Genomic DNA, 26,160 nt, shown 5'->3' on the forward strand with positions numbered 1-26,160 from the left:
CTGTAGAGAGGATTACCACCCCAAAAGTATTGAGCGCAGCGTTTTGCCGCTAGTGCGTCACAGGATGCCCTGGGCGACCATGGCATTGGCCACCTTGACGAAGCCGGCGATGTTGGCGCCGGCCATCAGATCGCCTTCCTCGCCGTATTCCTTGGCGGCAGCCAGAGACTCGGCGACGATGGATTCCATGATGGACTTCAGCTTGGCATCGGTCTCCTCGAAGGTCCAAGACAGACGGTAGCTGTTCTGGCTCATCTCCAGGCCGGAGACCGCCACGCCACCGGCGTTGGCAGCCTTGGCCGGGCCGTACAGCAGTCCGTTCTTCTGGTAGACGGCGATGGCCTCCGGAGTGGACGGCATGTTAGCGCCCTCGCACACCACCGTGCAGCCGTTCTTGACCAGGGCTTCGGCGGAAGCCTCATCGATCTCGTTCTGGGTGGCGCACGGCAGGGCGATGTCACACGGCACGGTCCACACGCCAGCGCAACCCTCGTGGTATTCGGCACCCGGCACTCGCTCGGCGTATTCCTTGATGCGGCCGCGGTGACCAAGCTTGATGTCCTTGACGATATCCAGCTTGATACCATCCGGATCGTAGACGTAGCCGTTGGAATCGGAAGCGGTCACGACTTTGGCGCCCAGTTCCTGAGCCTTTTCGGTGGCGAAGATGGCCACGTTGCCGGAGCCGGAGATCACCACGGTCTTGCCCTCGAAGGAATCGTTCTTGAGCACGCGCAGGGCCTCTGCGGTGTAGTAGCACAGGCCGTAACCGGTGGCTTCGGTGCGGGCCAGGGAGCCGCCGAATTCCAGACCCTTGCCGGTCAGCACGCCGGAGTACTCGTCGCGGATGCGCTTGTACTGGCCGAACAGGTAGCCGATTTCACGGGCACCGACGTTGATGTCGCCGGCCGGAACATCGGTGAACTGGCCGATGTGGCGGCTCAGCTCGGTCATGAAGGCCTGGCAGAAGCGCATGACTTCGGCGTCGGACTTGCCCTTCGGGTCGAAGTCGGAGCCGCCCTTGCCGCCGCCCATCGGCAGCGTGGTCAGGCTGTTCTTCAGGATCTGCTCGAAGCCGAGGAACTTGATGACGCCCTCGTTCACGGTCGGGTGGAAGCGCAGGCCGCCCTTGTACGGGCCAATTGCGGAGTTGAATTGCACGCGGTAGCCGCGGTTGACCTGCACCTTGCCGGCATCATCGACCCAAGCCACGCGGAACTTCACCACGCGCTCCGGCTCGACGAGGCGCTCCAGCACGCCGTTGGCCTCATATTCAGGATGCTTGGCGATGACCGGCTGCAGCGTATCCAGCACCTCGTAGACGGCCTGCAGGAATTCGGGCTGATCGCCATCGCGCTTCTGCACCTGGTCGTAGACGCGCTTGACGTACTCGTTAGTGAGCATAGTGAAACTCCCCTTTGGGTTGGACTATCAAATAAGACGCTTCCGATTGTAGGCGTGAACTCTGGAAACGCTCAAGAGGTGGTTTCGAGATTCCTCACTAGGTGGACACTATGAGGCTTTGCGTCGGTGCGATGTGGGGCGGAGCGCATGCAGGTGCTTATGGCGTATGCCGTGCGCGGGATGTAACTGCAAAATGAGCGAAAATGCACGAGCATCCCATTCGCCGTTATTCGCTCATTTTTTAAATTGGCGGAATTCCGCCAATTGTGGTTATTGCTGTGTGGGACGGTACTGCAAATTACTCAATTATGCAGTTGCGTCCCGCAACTCAGTGGGATGCAACTGCAAATCAAATGAAAATGCGCTGACGTCCCACGAATGAGATGCCTTACTCGCCCTACCATGGAGTCGGGCATACGATCGTTGCGCGAAGGAGACACCCTATGCCATTGCAATTGGTTCGGCAGGATATTACGCGGATGCAAGTGGAAGCCATCGTGAATGCCGCCAATACCCGACTGCTGATGGGCGGCGGCGTGTGCGGCGCTATTTTCCGCGCAGCCGGTGCGAGCCGATTGCAAGCGACGTGCGACCGGCTCGCACCAATTCATACCGGTGATGCCGTAGCTACGCCGGGATTTGATCTACCAGCGCGTTATGTGATTCATACGGCCGGCCCGATTTGGCAAGGCGGAGATCGCGGTGAAGAACGATTACTGCGCGCCTGTTACCGCAACTCGTTGGAGCTGGCATCCGATTTGGGCTGTGAAAGCATCGCCTTCCCGTTGATTTCCAGTGGCATTTATGGCTATCCCAAAACAGAAGCCTTGCATGTGGCCATCGATGAAATCCGGGTTTTCCTAGCACGGTCGCTCACAGATCTCGATGTCTATCTCTGCATATTCGATCGGGCCGCTTTCGAAGCCGGCACAGAACTCGACCGGCAGATTCAGTCATATATCGATGATCACTATGTAGCCGAACACGAAGGTCGGCCCAGTTCTCGCGCTCAAGAAATGCGCGAACTCGGGTACCCCGGCATAACCGTCGAACAGGATTCGTATGCAGAGGAAGAAAGACCCCAACCTCCGCGCGCGATGTCCGCATCCGCGCCAGTCGCATGCCAAGCCTCTGCCGCACCCACACCATTAGGATCGGAATCCTCACGCTACCTCGATGATGAGATCCTCGCTGATTTGGATGAACCTTTTGATGTGATTCTGATGCGAATCATCGATGCCAAAGGCTATTCCGATGTGGAGGTGTACAAGCGGGCGAATATCAGCCGGAAGCTGTTCTCGAAAATCCGTTGCGGCAACGGCTATATGCCAAGCAAGAAAACCGTGCTTGCGCTGGCGATTGCCTTGCGGCTTGACATTGACGAAACGGAAGACCTGCTCGCTTGTGCCGGATATGCGCTCTCGCATAGTGTGAAATTCGACGTCATCGTGGAATTCTTCATTGCCCACGGTATTTTCGACGTTTTCGCAATCAATGAATCGCTATTCCGGTATGACCAGCCACTGCTTGGACAGTGATTGTGTGCGGCCGGCTGAATCGTTGTGAGCAATGTCGCTTGCAAAGCGACCAATACCAGTCCCAGTGATGCGATGCTGATTCCATCTTCGGCGCATGCAGCGCCGAAATAAAGGAAAGGATGCATCATGACGATGACGAACAACACCAATGACGAACGTACGGAACTCGTGTTTATTGTGGACCGCAGCGGATCGATGTCCGGCTTGGAATCCGATACGATTGGCGGATTCAACAGCATGCTCGCCAAGCAGCGTGCAATTCCCGGTGATTGCGCGGTGACGACTGTACTCTTCGACCATCGCATCACAACATTGCACGATCATATTGATTTGCGTGCAGTCAAAGATCTCACACAGGATGACTATTGGGCTCGCGGCAGCACTGCGTTGCTGGATGCCATCGGCTCGACCATTGATCGCGTGGTTTCCCGGCAACGTCATACCGCAGCGCCCTACCGCGCAAGCCATGTGCTGTTCGTGATCATCACCGATGGATATGAGAACGCAAGCCGCCGGTATTCGTTGAGCAAGGTGCGTACGATGATCGCGCATGAACGTGAGCAATATCATTGGGAGTTCGTGTTCCTCGGTGCCAATATCGACGCGGTGCAGACAGCGGATGATTTCGGCATTGACCCCTCATGCGCGGCTAATTTCCACGCGGACAGTCGAGGCATGGAGGCGTCGTTTGCGGCTGTGTCGTGTGCGGCGGCAGCTGTCCGCAGAGCTGCTGATCTTGAGGATACTGCTGCTGAGGTGTTTGGCAATGTTCGCAAGGATTACAGCTCTCGCAGGCCGCGGTAGTGGGAGCGGAGTATGAAACGTGGTACGAAACTGCGCGATGGGTGAATATGCGGAAACGTACCATCTATGGTGCGGAACGCACATTCCGCGGCGACGGTGATAAGCCATTTTGCTTGGCACAATACGGAGTATTGCATAGTTTCGTGGTGTTGTGCCGCGTCGCGTTGGTACAACACCACGAAACAGACAAGAATGCGCTGACGTCCCACGAATGAGACGTCAGCGCATGTGTCATGTAGCATTTATGCTGCATTTACGCAGTGGTTGCGCAGTAGCTACGCGGCAATGCCGAGCGATCCATAAGGAACCTCACGCAGCGCGGGCGATGGCCTGCTGGAAGTCCTTGGTGCCCTTGAACACTTCCTGCATCCACGGGTTGACGCCCTGCTTCTTGGCACGGATGAGGATGTAGCCCAGAGCAAGCACGTTGGCCACAAGTGCGATCAGCGAAACCACAAGGTTCACGTTCGGGTTGTTCACGGACTGGGTGGAGAACACGGAGTAATCCTGGAACATCGGGAACACCTGGGCGAACATGCACCAGATCGCCAGCGTGAAGGCGCGGTTCTGGATCCAGCCGCCCTTGTTCCAGAAGAAGTTCGCCACGGTCGGGGCCAGCAGCAGTGCGAGGCCGCAGTACCAGGAGTGGGTGGGCAGGCAGTTGTAGGTGTAGCAGAAGTTCCACAGATCGTAGGCCACGATGAACACCCAGGTCATGTCCGGCCAGAGCATATCGTCCTTCTTCTTGGAGGCGTAGATGCCGAACCAGCCGGTCATGCAGAAGATGTTGAGGATGCCGGCCAGACCGTTGAACACATTGTGCCAGCCGCCGTACAGGGTCACGCCTTCGGTGGAGATCCAGGTGCCGCCCCAGCCGCGGATGGCGGACTCAAAGTCGGAGACCACGGCGATCAGGATGTTGATAGCCACGATGACGAACGGGAAGCACTTGAACCAGTGGGACTTGCCGATGGATCCCCACTTGTACTTGAGAGCCATGAAGCCGATGCAGCCGATGGTGGCCGCGTATAGCTTGGCATAGTGGAACCACGACGTCATATGCACGTAGGTGGGGTTGTTCAGGGCCCATTCGGCACCCATGGCGGCGGCCGTGTAGATGGTGATGAAGTAGACGGTCAGGATTGCGGGGATGACCAGGAACGCCACCACGCCACCGGTTTTGGTGCGGCGGGCGAGCTCATTGGCGCCAATAAGGCAGCAGAAGACGAGAATCCATCCGATCCATTGGTAGACGGCATTGTCGCCGTAGACCTGAAACAGCATAACGGTCCTTTCCGAGTGTCCTAGTTGCTGTGCCCTGCGTTCGTCATCCCTCGTTGGATGCCGGGCCGGGCTATTGGCGCTTGGCTCGAGGTGCTGTGATGCCGCAATCGTTGCGGAACACGCATTGTTGACGAAGCGTCAATTTCTCTCGCAGCATATTGTAAACCCTCTTTTGACGCTATGTCAAAAGAGGGTGTTGGGAGAAGATGAAAACCCTTGGAATTGTTGTAATTCCAAGGGTTTGATGTGTGTTTGTCGTTCAATCACTGACCGCACAGAGCCTGAATAATCATGTGCGAATAGGCCTCACGCCCTAATCCCGCGCCGATGGTCAGGTGCACGCCGTCATCGTAGAAATATTCGCTGTGCCCCTCGCTCAGCCCGTACCAATCCATAATGCCGACGTTCTTATGCCGCGCCGCCACCGCGCGCATGGCTGCATTCACCGCATCCTGATTCATCGCAGGATTGCGCACGGTGATGAAATACAATGGCTTGCCCTTGACCGCACCCACTGCATCCTCAAACGACTGCTCAGGATTTGCTCCGGCGCTGTTGGTGCCCAGCGCCGCAATCACCACACGCTTATTGTCGCCCGCGGCGAGATGCTGCTGATATGTGCTCGGGAAAGCGGTCAGACTACGGCCGATCTCATTGTCCTGCACTGCATTCGGCATGGTATTCACCAGTACGCGCTGTGCGCCCATCTCTACAGAATCGCTGATAATCAGTGGATCGGCACTGCAGACGCCGGTGGATGCGTCATAGGTCCAGCCGGAAGTATCCAGATTATTCGGTACCTTTTCCGCCACAGGTACCAATGTGCCGGCATTTGAGGTTTGTTGATTAGCTTGCTGCGCTGGTTTATCCGCAGGCTTCGGAGCCGAGTGATTCTGCGCCGGCGTTGCCTCGACTTTGGCGGTAGCCGGCCGCAGCTGCGCGGAACGAGCTTGTGCGATGGCACCCCAGTCAAGTGGCAGTACGCACAGCAGCACAGTGCCAAGCGTGCATAGCACGATAATGATGCGCCGGCATACCTGTACAAAGCGCAGGGCAATTGCTCGCACATCGTGCTTGGCCCGGGCTTTGATCCGCGTCGACGAGGCACCCAATCGAATTGTGCGCTCAATCAACTGATAGAACATTTCAGTGGCTGCCCACAGCATCAATGCCTGCACAATCCATTCCCACCACGCCAGTTTGGTGGTACGCGTGGCCGGATTCATCATTTCCAGCATCGGATAGTGCACCAAATATAGCGAGAACGAACGTGAACCGATGTATCTGAGCGGGCAAACGGACAGAGCACGCCCCACTCTATTGCCGGGCACAATAGCCGCCGCAAGCAGCAGTGTTGTGAGCAATGCCACGACGAGGTAGCCGCCAAAATAGAGCACAGTCCAGCTTGATTGAGCGACGATGAAAGCAACGATGAGCAGTGTCAGGGGCATAAGCGCCAGTGCGTCGCCGAAGTCGAGATGATGAGGCTGGATTCTGTGACTATCCGAGTTGCTGCCTTTTGGTGATTGCCGGTGATCGGTGATGAGCATCGCCAGCAGCGCGCCGGTCAGCAGCTCTGCGGCACGCGTGTCTAAGCCATAGTAGGAACGACTGCCGGTGGCGTTCGGGTTGAAGAGGAGCGCCATGGCGATAGTGGATGCCAGTGTCAGTATGGCGACGATATTGATGCGTATGCCGCGCGGTAGCTTGGCTCGGTAGAGCGCGAACATCACCAGCGGCCACAGCAGATAGAACTGCATCAGGACGCCAAGAAACCACAGATGAGTCAGCGGCGACGGCAGTCCGGCTGCGGCGAAATAGGACACATGGCGGAAGATATTCACCCAGTTGCCGACGAACAACAGCGATGGCAGGGCATCGGATTGTGCTTTGGGCAGCAGGCCTGGCGCGGTGAGGTAGGCTCCTAACGTGGTAAGTGCGATGACCACGACCACTGGAGGCACAAGTCGCTTGAGGCGCTTGGCCGCATATGTGCCGTACGAGAAGGTGCCGGTGTGGTTGATTTCCGTCGCGACACTGCGAGTGATGAGAAAACCGCTGATGACGAAAAAGATGGTGACGCCGAGGAATCCGCCGCGCAGCAGCGAGGGGCGGGCGTGATAGGAGACGACGCCGAGGATGGCTAGGGCGCGCAGGCCGTCGATGGCGGTGAAATGGGTACTGGTTGGCTTGGGATTGTTCTGGGAATGATGCTGTGACGATGATGCGATGCGCGCCGAGCGAGGACTCGTCATTGATGAACCACTTTTCTGCAAACTACATTCTCTCTTCGAGGATTATTCTATGTTGCATTGGGAGCGGCGCAGTCGCGTGCCGCTTGTGCATCCCATATGCACTGTTGGTTGGAGAGAGAACGCAAAAACCCTTGGAATCGGCTTGATTCCAAGGGTTTGATGGTGGAGCTAGCCGGGTTCGAACCGGCGACCCTCTGCTTGCAAAGCAGATGCGCTACCAGCTGCGCTATAGCCCCGTGTTGAAAAAAAGAGCGGCACGCTGGCCGCTTTATTTTTCCGTGGGCCCGGGAGGACTTGAACCTCCGACCTCATCCTTATCAGGGATGCGCTCTAACCAGCTGAGCTACGGGCCCGATCCGCACGCTTCAAAAGCGCACAAGTGATTACAATACCACTGAATGCAATAGTGTCAACGCAGACACTCGCTTCGGCGTGTCGTATTGCTGTGCGGTGGATTGGGAATAATGGAAGAAAGCGACGGAGCGAAAAGGAGCGTGTGCCATGCATTACTGCGTTGAGGGGCAAACAAAGGAATTCGAGCTGATTCCAGAGCCTCGCACGATTGACATCAGCCTCAATGCCGCAGTCATATTGCCATATATGGGTCGCATTGTGGAAAACGCTGGCGATGCTGACATCGCCAATGTGTGGGCTGGCCAGGTCGCTGACGATATCGAGTCAGCCACCGGTCTGCGCTGGGACGTAGCAAAAGGCGAGCGTTGGCAGTCGTTCATCACACTCGCCATCGCCTCCGATGATGCTCTGGGGCCGGATGAATATCGCCTGACCATCGCTCACGATGGCATCACTGTTATTGGTGGCGATGCCGCCGGCCTGCGCGACGGCATCCAGACATTGCGCCAGATCATCCGCCAATGCGCTCCAGCACTGCCCGCGCTCACCATCGAAGACAAACCCGCATACCAAACCCGCGGCTACTATCTTGATGTGACGCGCGGCCGTGTGCCCACCCTTGATTGGCTCAAGCGCTGGGCCGACAAGCTGTGCCTGTACAAATACAATCAGCTCCAGCTCTATGTTGAGCACACATTCGCCTTCGACGATATGAGCGAAACCTGGCGTGGCGCCAGCCCGCTCAAGCCGGCCGACATCATTGCTTTTGACGCATACTGTGCGGCGCGCGGCATTGAGCTCGTGCCATCGGTGTCTACCTTCGGGCATCTGTACATGGCATTGCGCACGCATGAACTGCGCCATCTCGGCGAATTCCCCGAACAGGCCGATCGCCCATACAGTCTGATCGAGCGCATGGAGCATCACACGCTCAACATCACCGAATCAGACGCTTTTGCGCTGTCCTGCACGCTGATTGATGGCTATCTGCAGCTGTTCCGCAGTCGCAAATTCAACATCTGCGGCGACGAAACCTTCGACCTTGGCAAAGGTCGCTCCAAACCGGAGGCTGATAGGCGCGGAGTCGCAGCCATGTATGCCGACTATGTGTCGCGGCTGTGCGTGCATTTGTCTGAGCAAGGTCGCGAACCGATGTTCTGGGGTGATATTGCGGTGGAAATGCCGGAAATCCTTGAACGTCTGCCACAGGACGTGACGCTGCTCAATTGGCTGTATGCGCCGGACATTACTGACGAGAAAGTGCGGCTCGTGGCCCAATCCGGCGCCGCGCAATACGTATGCCCGGCGGTGTGGTGCTGGAATGCGCTATTGCCGCGGCTGGACTGGGCTTGGCGGAACATCTCGCACCTTGCCCAATACGGCCAGCACTATGGAGCTATGGGATTCCTGGTGACCGATTGGGGCGACTTTGGGCACGTCAACGATCCGCGCATGGCGATTCCCGGCATGATTTATGGCTCGCAGTGCGCATGGGATCCGCAGTGGGCGGCGAATGCCACGCATGCTGAGCTCGACCGTCGTATTTCAATGGTCGAGTATGGCGACGCTACCGGCAGGTTTGTTGCCGCGCTACGTGACGCCAGCCATCAGGTGACGTTCAGCTGGTTCAATATCGTTCGCTATCTGGAGCTTGAGTATGGCGATGGCTCACTGAACGAGGATGTGTGTGACTCGATTCGAGCCAATGACGATGGTGGTGCCCAGGGCTCTCAGTATGCCGAGCTCATCCACGGCAGCACCACGGTGCGTGAGGCGCGCGCGCATCTGCTCGCTTGGCTGAAGCCCGACATACTGCGCTGGCGTGAGGCCAATGCGGCGTTGCATGCGGCCGAGGCTCGTCTGGGCGCGATGGGTGCACGGTCGGCGGCGTACGATGCCGGCGCTACGCGAGGCGAGACATTGCAACCGGTGCTGATTGCCGTGGAAGGGCAGCGGTTGTTCAATGAGCTGGGCGTGTGCCTGGCGTTGCGTGAAGGCGTTGTCGCCGAGACTGAGGTCGCCGGTGCGTTGCCGGACAAGTTCCCGCAGCAGGTTGCCCGAGGCATTGAGCAGTGGTTCGAAACCTATGCGGCAGTGTGGCGTACGGTCAGTGCCGAGGCGGAACTGCGGCGTATTGCCGAGGTGATTTGGCGGTGTGCCGATCTGCTGCGTAGGTAGTAGGTTGCTGATTGCTTGCGCCGGCTGTCGGTTCTGTGCGTGACAATGGCGCACATGCCGTATCGTCCATCATCTCGATCTCGTGCCGGTTCCCGCGTCGCAGCTGGTGCCAGCAGCCTCAATGTTGACGGATTGTCGATTACCGTGGTGCGCAAACCGATCAAAAACATGTATCTGCGCATCAAGCCGCCGAGCGGGGATGTGGTGGTATCGGCGCCGAATCGCATGAGCGAGCGGACCATTGTTGATTTTGTGCGCGGGCGGCGTGCTTGGATCGATGGTAACGTGCGCAAGATGCAGCGTGCGCGTGAACGGTCGCTGGTGGCGGAGCCGGAGCATACGGGATTCGTATGGACCGATGAATTGCGCCAGCAAGCCGCAGCCAATATCAATGCGCAGCTGCCGGCGTTATTGGCGCATTGGGGGGCGGTGGTCGGCCGCACTCCCACGCATATCACGCTGCGGTTGATGACCACGCGTTGGGGCTCATGCACGCCGAAAACTGGGCGGATTCGCTTGAATCTGCAATTAGGGCTGATGGAGCCGCGATTCCTGGAGTATGTGCTGGTGCACGAAATGACGCATTTGTGGGAGCGCGGCCACGGCGCGGGATTCCAGCGACGCATCGGCTCCTATCTGCCGAACTGGCGCGAATTGCGCCGCGACCTCAATCGCCGCGTTGTGTTGTAGCGCCATAGCGCGCTGCGATTATTGATTGCCGGCGATATGGCTGATGGCTTGGTCGGATTCGTCGACGATCTGCCGCATCGTGGCTTCGGCCGCTGCGCCATCACCCTTGCGAATCAAGGCGGCGACTTCGGTGTGCCAGCTCAGCGCCGTCTGATCGGCCACTTTGGGCATCAATTCGTGTTGCGTACGGCCGGTGAGCGTGGAGGCGATCACATCGCCGAGCGCTGCGAACATCAGATTCCCGGATGCTTCCAGCAGCGTGCGGTGGAAGAGAATATCGGCCTCCAAATATTCGGATTCGTCGGCATGGTCGGAATGCGCCACCATCTCGATGGCCGCGCGGGTCAGCGTGGCCCAATGCTCCGCAGTGGCGTGCGTGGCGGCAAGCCTAGCGGCCACGGGCTCCACGGCGGCGCGAAGCTGCGAAAGCTCATGCAGCGCGGAAATGCGATGTGGGCCGCGCAGTCGCCACTGAATCACCTGCGGATCCAGAATGTTCCACTGCTCGATGGGATTCGCGGTGGCGCCGGCCTTGCGCTTGACGCTGACCAATCCCATCGATTCCAATACGCGTGTGACTTCGCGCGTCACCGTGCGCGAGGGTGCGGCATCGCCATCCATATTCGGTTCGGGCAACCGCTCCCCTGTGGCCACTTCCCCGCTGACCACGGCCATGCCCCATTCGTCCAAGAGGCGATCGTGCAGGGACAGTTCGGTGGTGCCGGCATCAATCATCGGAGAAGTCACAGAAGTCATAAGACAAGTATGGCACGACGGGTTGGTTATGGCATACATATTCAACACGCCGGTGGGAAAAAGTATTGCGTATTCCATAACCGACCGTTATATTAGATAACAACATACGAAATGTATGCGGTGACAATGAAACGTCATTCAAATACAACTACTCAAAGAAGAGATGGATTATGAATACGCTTGTTTTGGCTGAAGCCGCGAACGCAGTCCAGCTCAACAGCACCCAGCTTGGCATCAGCGTGGTGGCCAGCATTGTCGTGCTGATTCTGCTGGTCACTGTTGCGAAGCTGCACCCGTTCGTCTCCCTGCTGATCTCCTCCCTCGTGGTCGGCATCGGCTCCGGCTACGGTCCGGTGGCCACGGTGGAAAGCTTCTCCACCACCTTCGGCTCCACGATGGCGTCCGTGGGCATCCTCGTCGGCCTCGGTGCCATGCTCGGCCGCGTGCTGATGGACACCGGTGCCGCCGACAGCATCGTCGATACGCTGCTCGCCAAGACTTCAACCAAGATGATTCCGTGGACCATGGCGCTCATCGGCGCGCTGATCGGTCTGCCGATGTTCTTCGAAGTCGGCCTCGTGGTGCTCGTGCCGGTGATCATCCTCATCACCCGCCGCTCCAAGCTGCCGCTGATGCGTGTCGCCATCCCTACGTTGGCCGGTCTTTCCGTGATGCATGCCTGCATGCCGCCCCAGCCTGGCCCGCTCGCCGCGCTGAGCTGCTTCAAGAACGGTTCCGTGGGCATCACGATGATGTTCGGCCTGCCCATCGCCGTGATCACCGCCGCTCTCGTGGGCCCGCTGTTCTCCAAGTTCGCCGCAAAGTGGGTGCCGGTCGGCGCTCCCGAGAACTTCGATACCGGCAAGGGCCGTGTGGACGCCGACGGCAATCCGATCACCACCAAGCCTCCGTTCGCCCTGTCCGTGCTGTGCATCCTCGTGCCGGCCATCCTGATGCTCGGCAACGCCATCTTCGAAATCGTGGCCCCTGACCAGGCCGGCTCCAAGGCCGTCTACGCCCAGGTGCTCGCCTTCTTCGGCAAGCCCGCCATCGCACTGGCCACCGCCGTGATTTTCGCGATGATCGTGCTCGGCCGCACCACCCACATGTCGTGGAAGACCGTCAACGACTCCCTGAAGGCCGCACTGCCGCCGATCGCCGGCATCCTGCTCATCGTCGGCGCCGGCGGTGGCTACAAGGGCGTGCTGGTGGACACCGGCATCGGCGACATCATCGGTAAGTTCGTCGAAAGCTCCGCCATCTCCATCTTCCTGCTCGCCTGGCTCATCGCCGCCTTCGTGCGCGTGGCCACCGGCTCCGCCACCGTGGCCATCATCACCACCGCCGGCATCCTCGGCCCGGTGGTCGACCAGATGGGCGTCACCGCACCGGCCATCGCCCTGCTGGTCATCGCCATCGGCGCAGGCTCCGTATTCCTCTCCCACGTCAACGACGCCGGCTTCTGGCTCATCAAGGAATACTTCGGCCTGGAGGTTGGCGAAACCTTCAAGACCTGGACCGTGCTCGAATGCCTGCTCTCCGTCGTGGTGCTCGCCCTCGTGATGATCTGCAGCATCTTCGTGCCGCTGGTCTAGCCGTCATCCTCATCAATCATTCGTAATCCTCTCCCCTACCCACTCGAAAAGAGACTCTTATGACCATCGCAACCGAGGCGCATGCCAACATCATCACCGCCAACACCATCCCGGCCGACTACTTCGCCAACACCAAGCCGATCATCGTGCTGATGGGCGTGTGCGGCTGCGGCAAAAGCACGGTGGCGGCCCACCTGACCGACCGCTACGGCCTGAAGTACGCAGAAGCCGATGATTTCCACCCGCAGGCCAACATCGACAAGATGGCCTCAGGCATCCCGCTCACCGACGAAGACCGCTGGCCTTGGCTCGACACCTTGGCCGCTTGGATCGACGAGCGTATCGCCGCTGGCGAAGCGGCCGTGGTGACCTGCTCCGCGCTGAAGAAGGTCTACCGCGACAAGCTGCGCCGCCCGGGCGTCGTGTTCGTCTACATGCAAGGCACCTTCGACGAGGTGATGGAGCGCCTTTCCCACCGCGAAGGCCACTTCATGAAGCCGAGCATGCTGCAAAGCCAGTTCGACATTTTGGAGGAGCCGGGCGACGACGAAGTGCACGTCAACGTACACATCGGTCTGGCCGACCCGGATCAGGAAGCCATGGCCGTGGCCGGAGCCCTGAACCTGTAATCTCGCATATTTCCCCCAGTTCATCGACGACGATAACGAACACAGAATTTCGAAAGAAGGCAATTGCAATGCAGATGGGAATGATCGGCCTCGGCCGCATGGGCGGCAACATGGTCAAGCGCCTGCGCGAAGACGGCCATGAGATCGTCGGCTTCGACATGAACCCGGAATCCGGTCGCGATGTGGATTCGTTGGAGGCCTTGGTTGCCGAGTTGGACGCACCACGCGTGGTATGGGTGATGGTCCCGGCCGGCAAGCCCACCGATTCCACCGTAGAGCAGCTGGGCGAGCTGCTCGAGCCGGGCGACATCGTGGTCGACGGCGGCAACTCCAAGTACACCGAAGACCGCGAGCATGCGGCCGCTCTGGCCGAAAAGGGCATTGGATTCCTGGACTGCGGCGTCTCTGGTGGTGTTTGGGGTGCCGAGCGCGGCTACGCGCTGATGATCGGCGGCTCCGACAAGGATTACGAGACCGTGCTGCCGATTTTCGAAAGCCTCAAGCCGGAGGGCGAGTACGGTTTGGTGCACGCCGGTCCGGTGGGCGGTGGCCACTTCGCCAAGATGGTGCACAATGGCATCGAATACGGCATGATGCAGGCGTTCGGTGAGGGATTCGCCACGATGCTGCGCAGCGAGTACGTCACCAACCCGGCCGAAACCATGACCTCGTGGCGTACCGGTTCCGTGGTGGCCAGCTGGCTGCTCGATCTGTTGGACAACGCCACCAAGGATGATCCGGAATTGAAGAGCGTGCCGGCCGTGGCCAACGAGTCCGGCGAGGCCAAGTGGATGGTTGAGGCGGCATTGGAACTTGGTGTGCCGGTACCCACCACGGCCGCGGCCCTATGGCAACGCCAGACTTCCCGTGGTGGTGCCGACGACATTCTGCGTGTGGTGACTGCCCTGCGCGCCCAGTTCGGCGGCCATGTGACCAAGGTGGACGAAATCGCCACCCACTGATTGCATCCTCAGCGTTGTGGCTCCCCTCTTCGGAAGGGAGCCACAACTTTTGCGCCACGATAGCTGTATCAATCGATTGACGTGCCAGTCGGGGCAATAATTCTTGCCACGAGAGACGATTTTGGGCCATTTCGCATTGTTGTGGCACGGCGCATTACAGACGTGAACCGTATTATGCGAAAACTCTTGCCACAATATGAGGAAGCCGACCCAAAATGCGTTGTTGTGGCAACTGAGTTTGCCACAACAATTTTGTTAAACGTTTGACTGATATATCGTGACTCACATGAAATGGTATCGCGGCATCACGAAGGCATGTCACGTGCGTTTACCGAGTGGTTTCGCGTTGAATTAGGTCAAACGTAGTGGTGTACACGTTCGGTGCTGCGTTGGAAGCAGCCCCTTCAATGCGATCGATCAGCAAATCAATGGAAAGCTTCGCATACTGCTCGATATGCGGATTGATAGTGGTGAGCTTCGGGCTGGAGAAGCGTGCGTCCGGAGTGTTATCGAAGCCGATGACCTGCACATCGTCGGGAATGGCGATGTGGTGATTCGCCAAGGCGGACATCGCGCCCAAAGCCACAGCATCATTGGCGCAGCATAAGGCATCCAGCGGGGCGCCGGAACGAATGATGGCTTCAGCGGCAGCCTCGCCATCCTCGCGATCAAGGCGCCGGCAGATGCCCACCAATGCTGGATCGATGGCGACGCCTGATTCCTGCATGGCCGTTACATATCCTTTGAATCGTAGGGGTGCGTTGCCTTCGCGGGCTGCGGCGATATCGGCGCATACTGTCGGATCCTCACCCCGGCCGATGAGCTGCTGCGGCGCTCCGATGAATCCCACGTGGCGGGCTCCGTGCTCCAACAGCCATGACGTGGCGTGTTTCGCGCCCTCCAAATTCGGGAACATCACGGTATCCACGGCATCGTGTGCCAGATAATCGCCGGTAAGCACCACCGGATACGACTGCTTCAAGAAGTTGCGATGCTCGGGAATCGGCGAATCGGAAAGGAACACCCAGCCATCCGCGCCGATGCTGTAGGTCTCTTCAATCAGGGCGGGCAGTCCGCCGTCGAGCCCGTAATAGGTGGCGATGATGACGCGATAGCCCTTGGTTTTAGCGTATTGAGTGAGCACGTCCGCGAAATTGCCGTTGAACGGCTGTGCGAAGTTCGGCAATGCCAAGCCGATGGTGTGGCTGATGCCGGTGCGCAAGGTGCGGGCGGCTGCGTTGGCATGATAGCCAAGCTCGCGCATACTTGCGATGATGCGTTCGCGGGTTTCCGGGCGCATGCGGCCGCGGTTGTGAATCACATCGGAGACCGTTTTCGGCGAGACCTGCGCGCGGGCCGCTACCTCAGCGAGCGTGACACGTTTGGCCATATTTTCATACCCCATCTGCATATCTTGCCGTACGGTGACGCTGCCATTGTAGTGGCAGACATGTCCGGAGGTCGGGGGTTGTTTGCCACTGTTGGGCTGCGCGCGTGGCGGATCGGACGTGAGCGGCGGAAGTCGTCGGAAAATAGCATTGCGTGCAGTGGGTTGTGGGGGCTGAGCTGAACAAGCGCTACTGTGATGCAGGTGTCGGCACTTAGGCTTAGGTGAACGGCGATGTGCTCACAAGGCAATGCTGTGCTTTACGGCAGTGCCGTGTTTCAAGACAATGCCGTGTTTCACAAGACAGTGGGATTGGTGCCGACTACGTTCGGGGAATAGTGCGACACGCCGAAATCTGCTTTGACTCAACGATTACCCAAACGGGTGTATGCTGGGTGACACAACGTTGAGGCAAGCAGGGACGCCATATTGACTCAACGCTGAGTCAATATCGACATCGCAGTGGTATAACGCAACAAGACCATCGAAAGGACGAGGAATGTCCACAAACGAACAAGCCGCAGCAGTGTGGAGCGGCCATGTAACAGATGAAGAGCAGCCCAAAGCGCCGATTATCATCGGTGTTGCCACCGGTGTGGGCGCGCTGCTGTGGTTGGCCCCATTCATGGGCCTGAACTCCGTGCTGAACCCGGCCAAATTGGCCGCCATCATGGGTGGTGCGGGAGCCGAGGTCAACAACTACCTCGCCATGCTGGGCACGCTGGGCGCCATCGTCTCCACCATCACTACGATCATCATCGGCGCGCTCACCGATATCACCCGCTCCCGCCTCGGCCGCCGTACTCCATGGATTCTGGCTGGTTCGCTGCTTACCGCAGCCGTCATGGTCGGCCTCGGCCTGGTCAACGACCGCGCACATCTGTGGATCTTCACCGTACTGTGGTGCCTGATCCAGACCTTCATCAACATGATCGTCGCGCCGCTCATCGCCGTGATCGCCGACCGCACCGCCCCGAAGCACCGCGGTCTGATCTCCTCCGTGTACGCCATCGGCTACATCATCGGCCAGTACGGTGGCCCGGTCATCGGTGGCTTCTTCATGTCCGATAAGAACCCGGGCCTCGTGAACACCGGCTACTACGCCCTTGCCGTGATGATGCTGCTCTCCGGCCCGGTCGCCGCCATCCTGATGCGTGAAAAGTCCAGCCTCGGCATGCCGAAGAAGAAGTTCGACGGCAAGGTCTTCGCCGACACCTTCAAGTTCCCGACCAAGGGTGCCGCCGACCTGTACAAGGCACTGTTCGGCAAGATGATGATCAACATCGCCGTCACCGGCTTCTCCGTCTACCAGGTCTTCTACCTGACCTCCGGCATGGGCGCCGACCAGTCCACCGCCGGCAAGTACATCTCCGCCATGGGTGTGGCCACGATGATCACCGCCATCATCTTCGCCCCGCTTTCCGGCCCGGTCTCCGACTTCCTCAAGACCCGCAAGAAGCTCGTGGCCTTCTCCGCCGTGCTCACCGCCATCGGCACCATCATCCCGTTCTTCTACCGTGAGCCGGTGTCCATGGTCTGGTACGGTGTGATCGCCGGCATCGGCGCAGGCATCTTCTTCTCCGTGGATCAGGCCCTCAACATCGAGGTGCTGCCCAACCCGGAGAACGCTGCGAAGGACCTCGGCATTCTCAACTTCGCCAACACCGGTGCCCAGATTCTGGCTCCTGTGGTCGGTGCAATCCTGTTCAACGTGCTCGGCGGGCAGTACATGCCGATCCTGCCGTGCCTGTCTGTGATCGCACTGGTCGGTGCCGTGCTGGTCATGATGATTAAGAAGGTTCGCTAAGGACACTGTTATGAGCAAGACTCCTGATCATATTCTTTTCGGTGCCGCCTATTACGACGAGTACATGCCCGAGGACCGTTTGGACAAGGACATCGCGCTGATGAAGGCCGCGCACATCAACACCGTGCGCATCGCCGAATCCACATGGAGCACGATGGAACCCCAGCCCGGCGTCTTCGACTTCTCCCACATCGATCGCGTGCTCGACGCCATGGCCGCGGCCGGCATCGACGTGATCATCGGCACGCCGACCTACGCGTTCCCGTCCTGGCTGTCCAACATGTACCCGGACGTGCTGGAGACCACGCACAAGGGCAAGGCCATCTACGGCGGCCGCCAGATCATGAACATCACGGACGCGTCGTTCCTGTTCTACGCCGAGCGCGCCATCCGCAGGCTCATCGCCCACGTGGCCGGCCACAAGGCCGTCATCGGCTACCAGGTCGACAACGAATGCAAGTACTACGACGTGGTGTCCAACAACGTGCAGAAGCTGTTCGTCAAGCATCTGCGCGAGAAGTTCCACGACGACCTCGACGCCATGAACCTGGCCTACGGGCTCGACTACTGGTCCAACCGCATCAACTCGTGGGACGACTTCCCGGACGTGACCGGCGCAACCGGTACCATCAACGGCTCGCTGGGCTCGGAGTTCGACACCTTCCGCCGCAAGCTCGTCACCGACTACATCGGCTGGCAGGCGGACATCGTGCGCGAATACGCGCGCCCCGACCAGTGGATCACCCACAACTACGACCTCGAATGGCGCGGCTACTCCTACGGCCTGCAGCCATGGGCCGACGACTACGAGACCTCCAAGCACCTCGACATCGCCGGCGTGGACATCTACCATCCGGGCGAATCGCACCTGACCGGCCGCGAGATCGGCATGGGCGGCGACCTGACCCGCTCCTTCAAGGGCGGCCAGAACTGGCTGCTTATCGAGACCCAGGCCCAGGGCCAGAACGGCTGGCTCCCCTACCCCGGCCAGCTGCGCCTGCAGGCCTATTCGCACCTCGCCAACGGCGCGGACTCGGTGATGTACTGGCACTGGCACTCCATCCACAACTCCTTCGAGACCTACTGGAAGGGCCTGCTGAGCCACGATTTCGAACCGAACCCCACCTATGAGGAGGCCGGCGTCTTCGGCGGCGAGATCGAACGCATCGGCTCCCACCTGGTGAACCTGAAGAAGCGCAACAAGGTCGCCATCATGATGAGCAACAAGGCGCTCACCGCGCTCACCCGCTTCACCATCGAAACCGGCTTCCCCGACCCGAACCCCTACGACGAAGGCGTCTCCGGCCTGACCACGTACAACGACGTGATGCGCTGGCTGTACGACGCGCTCTTCGACCTCAACATCGAGGCCGACTTCGTGCCGTACACCGCCTCCGAGGAAACGCTGGAACAATACCGGCTGCTCATCACCCCCGCCCTCTACGTGGCCGACGAGGACCTGATCGCCCGCATCCGCACGTACGTGGAGCACGGCGGCAACGTGATCGCCACGTTCAAGTCGTTCGTAACCGACGACAACGTGAAGGTCTACCACGACCGCCAGCCGCACAACCTCACCGACGTGTTCGGCGTGAGCTACAACCAGTTCACCAACGACATGACCGACGTGGAACTGGCCTTCAAGGGCGCGCTCGAAGGCACACGGACCGTGCAGCCGCAGCACTTCCTCGAACTGCTCAAACCGGCCGACGGCACCGAAGTGCTCGCCGACTACGGCGACTCGGTCTGGGGGCAGGCCGGCTACGCGGCAATCACGCGCAACCAATTCGGCCAAGGCTCCGCCGAATGGGTCGGCACGATGACCTCCACCGAGGAAGTCAAGCCGGTACTGCTCGAAGCCGCCCGCAACGCCGGTGTGATCGATTGGTCCACCGACGAGTTCGCCGGCACCTCTGTGCGCGTGCGTCGCGGCGTGAACCAGGCCGGCAAGCCGGTGACGTACTTCCTGAACTATTCCGGCAAGCCGGTCGAGTTCAAGGCGCCGGTTACCGGCACCGACCTGCTTGCCGGCAAGCCGGTGGCCGCCGGCGATGCGCTCACCATCCCCGCCTGGGGCGTCCTCATCATCGAGGGCTGATCAGCGGGCTCATCAATAAGCGCCAACAGCGGTTGTGGCTCCCCTCTTCGGAAGGGAGCCACAACTGTTTGTAGCTGCTGGGATGTGCCGATTCCAGACAATGCCGTGAGGAAACGCCCTGCCATATGACATCCCATTGTGGTGGAATGGAACCGTGAGAATGAGGACTGATTGGATATCAGGCGACTCAAAGCTCGCCCGACGCATATGGCGAAGCCGCCGAGGCCATTGGATCTTGTTCACGTTCGCGGCATTCGCCATCTGTATGGGCATTGCGGGGTTGATCGCAATGCCGCTCGACGCATGGCTGATGCGCGCCACGCATAATGATCCGCCGTTCGATCTGGCGTCAGTTGTTTTCCCTGCGGTTATCATCCTGACTGTCGTGTTTGCCATCTGGTATCTGTGGTGGAGACTGCACGGCAGGCCTGCCGATTTGCTCGCTGTATCGACCGAACACTGGCCTGTGCGGACGGTCGCATGCCCGGATACCAAGGACGAAGATGGTGATGTGGTGCGTTCCACCATCAAGTTCATCCTGTTCACTCCCGGCGTGAAACGCACGTTCAAGATTCCGTTAAGGGCTGGTAAGGGCACATACGCCGGAACCGGGACCATCAGCGTCAGCGATGGACGGATTAGGCTCGATGCCGTCAGCTTCGCCCCGGCTCCGAGACTCAGGAAAGGCCGGTATGGCTGGCTGGAACCTGGACTGAAGTACGACGACGATTCAGAAGCGCTGATCGTCAATGGCGAGGAATGATTCAGGCAAAGAAAAAGCGACTCCATTCCCCGAATAGAGTCGCTGTATAGAGCCGCTAGCAAACCAGTCGCGGCTGCGTAAGGCTGGAACTCACGCCAGATGAGAGCGCATGAACCACTGGAACTTCTCGAGCTGCTGGACATGATCCTGAATGATGTTGGAGCTTACGAAGTCCAGCTCATCCAGTTCGGCCACGGCCTTGCGGTCTTCGGCGATGAACGCGTCGTAGTACTCGATCAGCGCCTTGAGGTATTCCTCGGTGCCGGCGCGGCCTTCCACATCGAACGGCTTCCACGTGCGGTTGCGTACGATCGCGTCCGGGCGCCCATCCGGAGTGCCGCCCAGCGTGGCGATGCGTTCGGCGGTTTCGTCGGCCTGAGCCAGCACGGACTCGACCTCCGGGTCGAGCATCTCGTGCACGGCGATGAAGTTCGGGCCGGTCACATTCCAGTGCGCGTGCTTCAGCACCAGAGCGGCCTCCTGCTCCTGGCTCAAACGGTTCTGCAGAATCGCAATGGCCTTCTCGCTGGTCGCTTCATCGAGGCCCGGGACCACAAATGCAAGTGTCATGATATTCCTTCCTTTCATGTTTGGGAACAGTCATTCCAGTCTAGGCTGTTTACTGCTGCCACAGGCCCGGAACCAGCGTGGGAATAATCACGCTTCGGCAATTGGTGCGTGGTCGGGGGCGCCGGCCTTACGTACTTCGATGGTTTCGATGCGGCGGCCGTCCACCTCAGTGACCACCATGTCGTAGCCGTCATCCGAATGCAGCACGTCGCCCACGGCACCCATCTTGCCGGTGTGGGCCAGGAAATAGCCGGCCACCGTCTCGTACGGGCCATCCTCAAGTTCGATGCCGGTCAGATCGGCGAAGTCCTCAATGGTCATGCTGGCTTCGATGGTGGCCACGCCGTTCACGAACACCGTGCGCGGGCGCCGCTCGCCACCCTTTTCGGTAGGCAGATCATACTCGTCGCGAATATCGCCCACGAGCTCCTCGGTCATATCCTCAAGCGTCACGATGCCGTCCGTGCCGCCGTATTCATCGATGACCACGGCCAGATGGATGCCACGCTTACGCAGTAGTTCCAAACTCGGCAGCAGCTTGGAGGTACCGGGCAGGGAGATGCCTTCACGAACCACATCGCGTACGGTTTTGGCGTTCGGGTCACGCACGTCCAGCAGATCGCGCACGTGTACGAAGCCGATCACATCGTCGAAATCCTTGCCGGTCACCGGATAGCGGGAGTACGGCTGGTCGCGCACGAATGCGGCGGCCTCGACAATCGGCTGGTCGCCTTCGATGAACACCACGTCGGCGCGCGGGCGCATCACTTCGGCCACGATGGTTTCGGAAGCGTCGAACACATCGTCCAAAATCGTGCGTTCATCCTTGGAAAGATTGGTGTTGGAGCTCACCAGCACGCGCAGCTCATCGTCGGACACCTCGGACTCGGTTTGCTGCGGGTCGAAGCCAAGCAAGCGCACAATGCCGTTCGTATTCTTGCCGATCAACCAAATAATCGGACGGCAGATTGTGGCGAACACATCAATCGCAGGGACCACAGCACGTGCGATCTGCTCAGTGCGCTGCATAGCGATACGCTTCGGCACCATCTCCGAAATCACAATGGAGCAGTACGAAATAATCAAGGTGAGCACAATGTTCACCAAGCCGCCGGCAATGCCAACCGGTACACCCCAGTTTTCCACCGTAGGAATCAGATATGGGGCGATGGAGGAGGCGCCGAACGAGGCGGACAGGAAGCCGGAGAGCGTCACGCCGATCTGCACGGTGGAAAGGAACGTGTTCGGATCACGTGCGATTTTGGCGACCTTCGCGCCGCGGGCGTCCTCCTGTTCCATCTGCTCAATCTGCGAGCCGCGCAGTGAGACCAGTGCCAACTCGGTTCCGGAGAACACGGATCCGATGACCAGAAAGACGAAAATCAGGAGGACGTTTAAACCAACAGACATGACTCCAACTCTAGGGGAGTGGGGAGTCAATTACCTTAGAAGCTCAGCACTTCGACGCGACCGGTGTCGAGCTGATAGCGTGCGCCGACGATCATCAATTGTTCGGAGGCTAGCGCCTGTTGGATGACTTCGGAGCGGTCCACCAGAGCTTCGATGGTGTGCGCCACGTGCACGCGCTCGATATCGTCCAGGCAATCCAGCTCGGCTTCGCGCGCCTGCCAGACGGAAATGCCGGCCTGACGCAGCACGATGGAATCGGATTGGGCGATGCGCTCATCCAAGTCATCCATGATGTCTTCGGCTTCGATGGAGTCCTGGGATTCCTCGGCCTCGGCGGTCACGGTGCGCACCAATTCGTTGAACTCGCGTTCGGCCACCTCGAGTGCGCCGCAGCGGCCGTGACCCAGTACGCACAACAGGCTTACATGCAGTTTCTTGACCGCGTATTCCAGCGACGCAATCACCGCGTCATCGATCATCTGGCCGGCCGTACGCACCGTGAACAGGTCGCCCAGACCTTGATCGAAGATGATTTCCGGGGGCACGCGCGAGTCGGAGCAGGAGAGCACGGCGGCATCCGGCTTCTGGCCATCGGTGAGCATGTGGCGGGTTTCCTTATCCTGCCAGGGGTGCTCGGCCTTGCCCTCGGCGAAGCGCTTGTTGCCCTGGAGCATGCGGCTCCATGTGGCGTTTGCGGTGGATTCGTGCAGTTCGCTGGGCAAGGGAGAGGTTTGCAAGGGCTGTTCGGGTTGTGCTTCTGGTTCCGGCGTTGCTGCTACTGGCTGCGGCTGGGATTGCGGGGATTCGGCTGCGCTCGATGCGGCCGCGAAGTTCTGTTCAAAGTTTTCAAAGTCCGACTGTGTCATGAAACCTCCATAATCGGCTTGTTGTTGCTCCCCATAGTAGCCGGTGCTGTAGTACCGGCTTAATTTTTCGTGATTTGGGTACAGTTCGTGAAAATAAGCCGCTGGATTCAGCAATACGGTTGTGATAAGGCTCATAGGGAACATAGAGACGTTGCCGCAGCTGCCACGTTACGATAGAAAACGGTAATGCAACAGGATTCCTGAAAGGACCGATGATGACTCTGCTGCAGCATGAACTGACCGATTTCAAAGTACAGGCTTTCCAGAACAACGAATTCCATGAGGTGACCAAGGAAGACGTGCTGGGCCACTGGTCCGTGTTCTTCTTCTACCCGGCTGATTTCACCTTCGTGTGCCCGACCGAGCTCGAGGACCTCGCCAACAAGTACGAGGAATTCAAGAAGATCGGCTGCGAGATCTACTCCGTCTCCTGCGACACCCACTTCGTGCACAAGGCCTGGCATGACGCCAGCGAGAAGATCGCCAAGATCCAGTACCCGATGCTGGCCGATCCGACCGCTCTGCTGGCCCGCGACCTCGACACCTACAACGAGGCCGACGGCATGGCCGAGCGTGGCGACTTCATCATCAACCCTGAGGGCAAGGTCGTGGCCTACGAGGTCACCAGCTCCAACGTCGGTCGTAACGCCGACGAGCTGCTGCGCCGCGTGCAGGCCTCCCAGTTCGTCTACGAGCACGGTGACCAGGTCTGCCCGGCCAACTGGACCCCGGGCGAGGAGACCATCGAGCCCAGCCTCGACCTCGTCGGCCAGCTGTGACCTGTTGATTTTGTGAGAATTCAGGCTCCCTCTGATGAGGGAGCCTCCTTGTTATAGAAAGCATCGTTATGACCCAAACCAACAACAATCTCTATGACGTCGTGGTCATCGGCGGGGGACCTGCCGGTCTGACCGCAGGCCTCTACCTTGCCCGCGCTCGCTACCGTGTGCTGATTCTCGAAAAGGACGATTTCGGCGGGCAGATCACCATCACCAACGAAGTGGTGAACTATCCGGGCGTCGGCCGCACCACTGGCCGTGCGCTGACCCAAACCATGCGCCAGCAGGCCAAGGATTTCGGCGCCGAGTTCCTTTCCGCGGAAGCCGCCGGGCTTGATGTCGAAGGCGATATCAAAACCGTGCACACCTCGCGCGGCGACCTCAAGACATTTGGCATCCTCATCGCCACCGGTGCCTCCCCGCGCAAGCTCGGCTTCGAGGGCGAACGCGAATATGCGGGCCGTGGCGTGGCCTACTGCGCCACTTGCGACGGTGAGTTCTTCACCGGCAAGGAAGTGCTCGTGGTCGGTGGTGGTTTCGCAGCGGCCGAGGAATCCGTGTTCCTGACCAAATATGCGTCCAAGGTCACCGTGCTCGTGCGCGAGCCCGACTTCACCTGCGATGCTTCCGTGGCTGCCGAGGCCAAGAACAATCCGAAGATCGACGTGCGCTACAACGTCGAGCTCAAGGGCGTCACCGCAGGCCAGGGCGGCTTGCGTGAGGCCACGATTCTGAACCGTGAGACCGACGAAACCGAAACTTGGAAGCCGGCCGATAACGGCACGTTCGGCGTCTTCGTATTCGCCGGCTACGTGCCTGCCACCGACCTGGTGCGCGGTGTGGTGGAACTCGATGATCATGGTTACGTGGTCACCCATGGCTATCTGGAGACTTCGGTGCCCGGTGTGTATGCGGCAGGCGACCTGCGCGTGAAGAACCTGCGCCAGGTGGTCACCGCCACCGCCGATGGCGCCATCGCCGCTGTGGAACTGGAGCGCTACGCCAAGCAGCTGAGCGAGAAAACCGGCCTGGTGCCGCCGCGTCCGACCGCGTCCGCCTACGAGCAGGCTGAAGCCGATGCGGCCGCTAAGACTGCGACCGCCGGCACGACTCCAGCGCCCGCGCTCGCGAAGCGCAGTGCCGATGTCGCCGCAGCTGCCGCGCAAACCGCCAAGAAGCCGGGGGAGTTGTTCTCCGCCGCCATCAAGCAGCAGCTTGGCGTGGTATTCGGCCGCATGGCCCGCCCAGTGACGCTGACTCTGGAACTTGACAACACCCCGCTTTCCACGGAATTGCAGGGCTTTATCGGTGAGATGGTGGCCCTGTCCGGCGGTAAGCTCAATTCGGTGGCCGTCGGTGCCGATGGCTTGATCACCGCAATTGATGGTGAGTCCGCGCCCGCCAGCTTGGTAGTGGGGGAGCCGCTTGAGGTGACGTTGCCAGCTGATGATGCTGCGCTGCCCACCTATGGTTCACTGGATGACTCCGGCCGTGCTGAGTTTGATGTTGCCGCTGCAATGCCACTGGCCCGCCCGGCTGTGCGCATCTGCACTGCTGGCGATGACGGCAAGTTCACCTTTAGCGGCCTTGCCTTCCATGGCGTACCATCCGGCCACGAGTTCAATTCGTTCGTACTCGGCCTCTACAACGCGGCCGGCCCGGGCCAGCCGCTTGATGATGATTTGCGCGAGCGTGCGGCCGCTATCAGCAGTCCGCTCGACGTGATGATTCTGGTCTCGCTGACCTGCACGATGTGCCCGGAGACCGTGCTTGCCTCGCAACGCATCGCCTCGCTCAACTCGAACGTGCGCGCCGAAGCCTACGATGTCTCGCACTTCCCCGAGCTGAAGGACCAATATGGTGCGATGAGCGTGCCCTGCATCGTAATCAACAAGTCCGACGGCAGCCAGACCGTGGAATTCGGCAAGAAGAGCATCCCGCAGATGCTTGATTTGCTGGGCGCGTAGGAATAGTTCCTAAGCCGAATGGCGCAGAAAAAAGGCGATGCATTCACGTGAATGCATCGCCTTT

General features: G+C 59.6%; 20 protein-coding genes and 2 tRNA genes. 12 read left to right on the forward strand and 10 right to left on the reverse strand.

Annotation, left to right across the window (positions count from 1 at the left end; genetic code table 11):
- Positions 1-57: 57 nt before the first annotated feature.
- Entirely contained in the window at positions 58-1,404 is a 1,347-nt protein-coding gene (gene gdhA / locus F7D08_RS02495; RefSeq protein ID WP_152209136.1) for an NADP-specific glutamate dehydrogenase, read from the reverse strand.
- 443 nt (positions 1,405-1,847) lie between these two features.
- On the opposite strand from gdhA, the gene F7D08_RS02500 reads away from it, so the two are divergent.
- Together F7D08_RS02500 and F7D08_RS02505 are read left to right on the forward strand one after the other, a co-directional pair.
- Positions 1,848-2,942: a macro domain-containing protein gene (locus F7D08_RS02500; protein WP_152209137.1), complete on the forward strand. Its 1,095-nt coding sequence runs from the start codon at positions 1,848-1,850 to the stop codon at positions 2,940-2,942.
- Positions 2,943-3,068: 126 nt separating this feature from the next.
- Complete coding sequence (locus F7D08_RS02505) at positions 3,069-3,746, forward strand: vWA domain-containing protein (RefSeq protein ID WP_152209138.1); 678 nt, start codon at positions 3,069-3,071, stop codon at positions 3,744-3,746.
- Between the two features lie 309 nt (positions 3,747-4,055).
- Here F7D08_RS02505 and F7D08_RS02510 read toward each other — a convergent pair whose 3' ends face one another.
- The 4 genes from F7D08_RS02510 to F7D08_RS02525 form a co-directional block, all read right to left on the reverse strand.
- Positions 4,056-5,030, reverse strand: coding sequence for a DUF5692 family protein (locus tag F7D08_RS02510; RefSeq protein ID WP_152209139.1), 975 nt, complete (start codon positions 5,028-5,030; stop codon positions 4,056-4,058).
- Positions 5,031-5,293: 263 nt separating this feature from the next.
- A complete protein-coding gene (locus tag F7D08_RS02515; RefSeq protein ID WP_152209140.1) occupies positions 5,294-7,285 on the reverse strand; it encodes an acyltransferase family protein in 1,992 nt (663 codons plus the stop codon).
- Between the two features lie 160 nt (positions 7,286-7,445).
- Positions 7,446-7,521: transfer RNA gene (locus F7D08_RS02520), tRNA-Ala, on the reverse strand.
- 43 nt (positions 7,522-7,564) lie between these two features.
- Positions 7,565-7,638: transfer RNA gene (locus F7D08_RS02525), tRNA-Ile, on the reverse strand.
- 148 nt (positions 7,639-7,786) lie between these two features.
- On the opposite strand from F7D08_RS02525, the gene F7D08_RS02530 reads away from it, so the two are divergent.
- On the forward strand, positions 7,787-9,817 hold the full coding sequence (locus F7D08_RS02530; RefSeq protein ID WP_152209141.1) for a beta-N-acetylhexosaminidase: 2,031 nt from the start codon (positions 7,787-7,789) through the stop codon (positions 9,815-9,817).
- 54 nt (positions 9,818-9,871) lie between these two features.
- Positions 9,872-10,507 carry a M48 family metallopeptidase gene (locus F7D08_RS02535; RefSeq protein WP_152209142.1) on the forward strand — a complete coding sequence of 212 codons (636 nt, stop codon included), beginning with the start codon at positions 9,872-9,874 and terminating at the stop codon, positions 10,505-10,507.
- Between the two features lie 18 nt (positions 10,508-10,525).
- Here F7D08_RS02535 and F7D08_RS02540 read toward each other — a convergent pair whose 3' ends face one another.
- Positions 10,526-11,263, reverse strand: coding sequence for a FadR/GntR family transcriptional regulator (locus tag F7D08_RS02540; protein WP_226803263.1), 738 nt, complete (start codon positions 11,261-11,263; stop codon positions 10,526-10,528).
- A 170-nt stretch (positions 11,264-11,433) separates the two neighbouring features.
- Here F7D08_RS02540 and F7D08_RS02545 point away from each other — a divergent pair, with 170 nt between their 5' ends.
- The 3 genes from F7D08_RS02545 (at position 11,434) to gnd (ending at position 14,449) form a co-directional block, all read left to right on the forward strand.
- Entirely contained in the window at positions 11,434-12,858 is a 1,425-nt protein-coding gene (locus F7D08_RS02545; RefSeq protein WP_152209143.1) for a GntP family permease, read from the forward strand.
- A gap of 59 nt (positions 12,859-12,917) precedes the next feature.
- Positions 12,918-13,487: a gluconokinase gene (locus tag F7D08_RS02550; RefSeq protein WP_226803265.1), complete on the forward strand. Its 570-nt coding sequence runs from the start codon at positions 12,918-12,920 to the stop codon at positions 13,485-13,487.
- A gap of 68 nt (positions 13,488-13,555) precedes the next feature.
- A complete protein-coding gene (gnd, locus tag F7D08_RS02555) occupies positions 13,556-14,449 on the forward strand; it encodes a phosphogluconate dehydrogenase (NAD(+)-dependent, decarboxylating) (protein WP_152209144.1) in 894 nt (297 codons plus the stop codon).
- A gap of 328 nt (positions 14,450-14,777) precedes the next feature.
- Here gnd and F7D08_RS02560 read toward each other — a convergent pair whose 3' ends face one another.
- Positions 14,778-15,854: a LacI family DNA-binding transcriptional regulator gene (locus F7D08_RS02560; protein ID WP_193316161.1), complete on the reverse strand. Its 1,077-nt coding sequence runs from the start codon at positions 15,852-15,854 to the stop codon at positions 14,778-14,780.
- A 481-nt stretch (positions 15,855-16,335) separates the two neighbouring features.
- Between F7D08_RS02560 and F7D08_RS02565 the strand changes: the two genes are divergently transcribed.
- The 3 genes from F7D08_RS02565 to F7D08_RS02575 all read left to right on the forward strand — a co-directional run bounded on the left by F7D08_RS02565 (position 16,336) and on the right by F7D08_RS02575 (position 20,504).
- The gene (locus F7D08_RS02565; RefSeq protein ID WP_152209146.1) at positions 16,336-17,643 is read left to right on the forward strand and encodes an MFS transporter; all 1,308 of its coding nucleotides are present in this window, start codon (positions 16,336-16,338) and stop codon (positions 17,641-17,643) included.
- Positions 17,644-17,653: 10 nt separating this feature from the next.
- Positions 17,654-19,741, forward strand: a complete 2,088-nt coding sequence (locus F7D08_RS02570; protein ID WP_152209147.1) for a beta-galactosidase — start codon at positions 17,654-17,656, stop codon at positions 19,739-19,741.
- A 160-nt stretch (positions 19,742-19,901) separates the two neighbouring features.
- Positions 19,902-20,504, forward strand: coding sequence for a hypothetical protein (locus F7D08_RS02575; protein WP_152209148.1), 603 nt, complete (start codon positions 19,902-19,904; stop codon positions 20,502-20,504).
- Between the two features lie 90 nt (positions 20,505-20,594).
- Here F7D08_RS02575 and F7D08_RS02580 read toward each other — a convergent pair whose 3' ends face one another.
- The 3 genes from F7D08_RS02580 to F7D08_RS02590 all read right to left on the reverse strand — a co-directional run bounded on the left by F7D08_RS02580 (position 20,595) and on the right by F7D08_RS02590 (position 23,158).
- The gene (locus tag F7D08_RS02580) at positions 20,595-21,074 is read right to left on the reverse strand and encodes a Dps family protein (RefSeq protein WP_152209149.1); all 480 of its coding nucleotides are present in this window, start codon (positions 21,072-21,074) and stop codon (positions 20,595-20,597) included.
- An 87-nt stretch (positions 21,075-21,161) separates the two neighbouring features.
- On the reverse strand, positions 21,162-22,484 hold the full coding sequence (locus F7D08_RS02585; RefSeq protein ID WP_193316162.1) for a hemolysin family protein: 1,323 nt from the start codon (positions 22,482-22,484) through the stop codon (positions 21,162-21,164).
- 35 nt (positions 22,485-22,519) lie between these two features.
- Positions 22,520-23,158 carry a carbonic anhydrase gene (locus F7D08_RS02590; RefSeq protein ID WP_152209311.1) on the reverse strand — a complete coding sequence of 213 codons (639 nt, stop codon included), beginning with the start codon at positions 23,156-23,158 and terminating at the stop codon, positions 22,520-22,522.
- A 407-nt stretch (positions 23,159-23,565) separates the two neighbouring features.
- Here F7D08_RS02590 and ahpC point away from each other — a divergent pair, with 407 nt between their 5' ends.
- Together ahpC and F7D08_RS02600 are read left to right on the forward strand one after the other, a co-directional pair.
- Positions 23,566-24,129 (forward strand): alkyl hydroperoxide reductase subunit C, encoded by a 564-nt coding sequence (gene ahpC, locus F7D08_RS02595; protein WP_100493703.1) that lies wholly within the window; start codon positions 23,566-23,568, stop codon positions 24,127-24,129.
- 68 nt (positions 24,130-24,197) lie between these two features.
- Positions 24,198-26,096: an FAD-dependent oxidoreductase gene (locus tag F7D08_RS02600; RefSeq protein ID WP_152209151.1), complete on the forward strand. Its 1,899-nt coding sequence runs from the start codon at positions 24,198-24,200 to the stop codon at positions 26,094-26,096.
- Positions 26,097-26,160 lie beyond the last annotated feature (64 nt).

Origin of the sequence: Bifidobacterium cebidarum (genome assembly GCF_009193305.1) — a bacterium.
Classification (GTDB): Bacteria; Actinomycetota; Actinomycetes; order Actinomycetales; family Bifidobacteriaceae; genus Bifidobacterium; species Bifidobacterium cebidarum.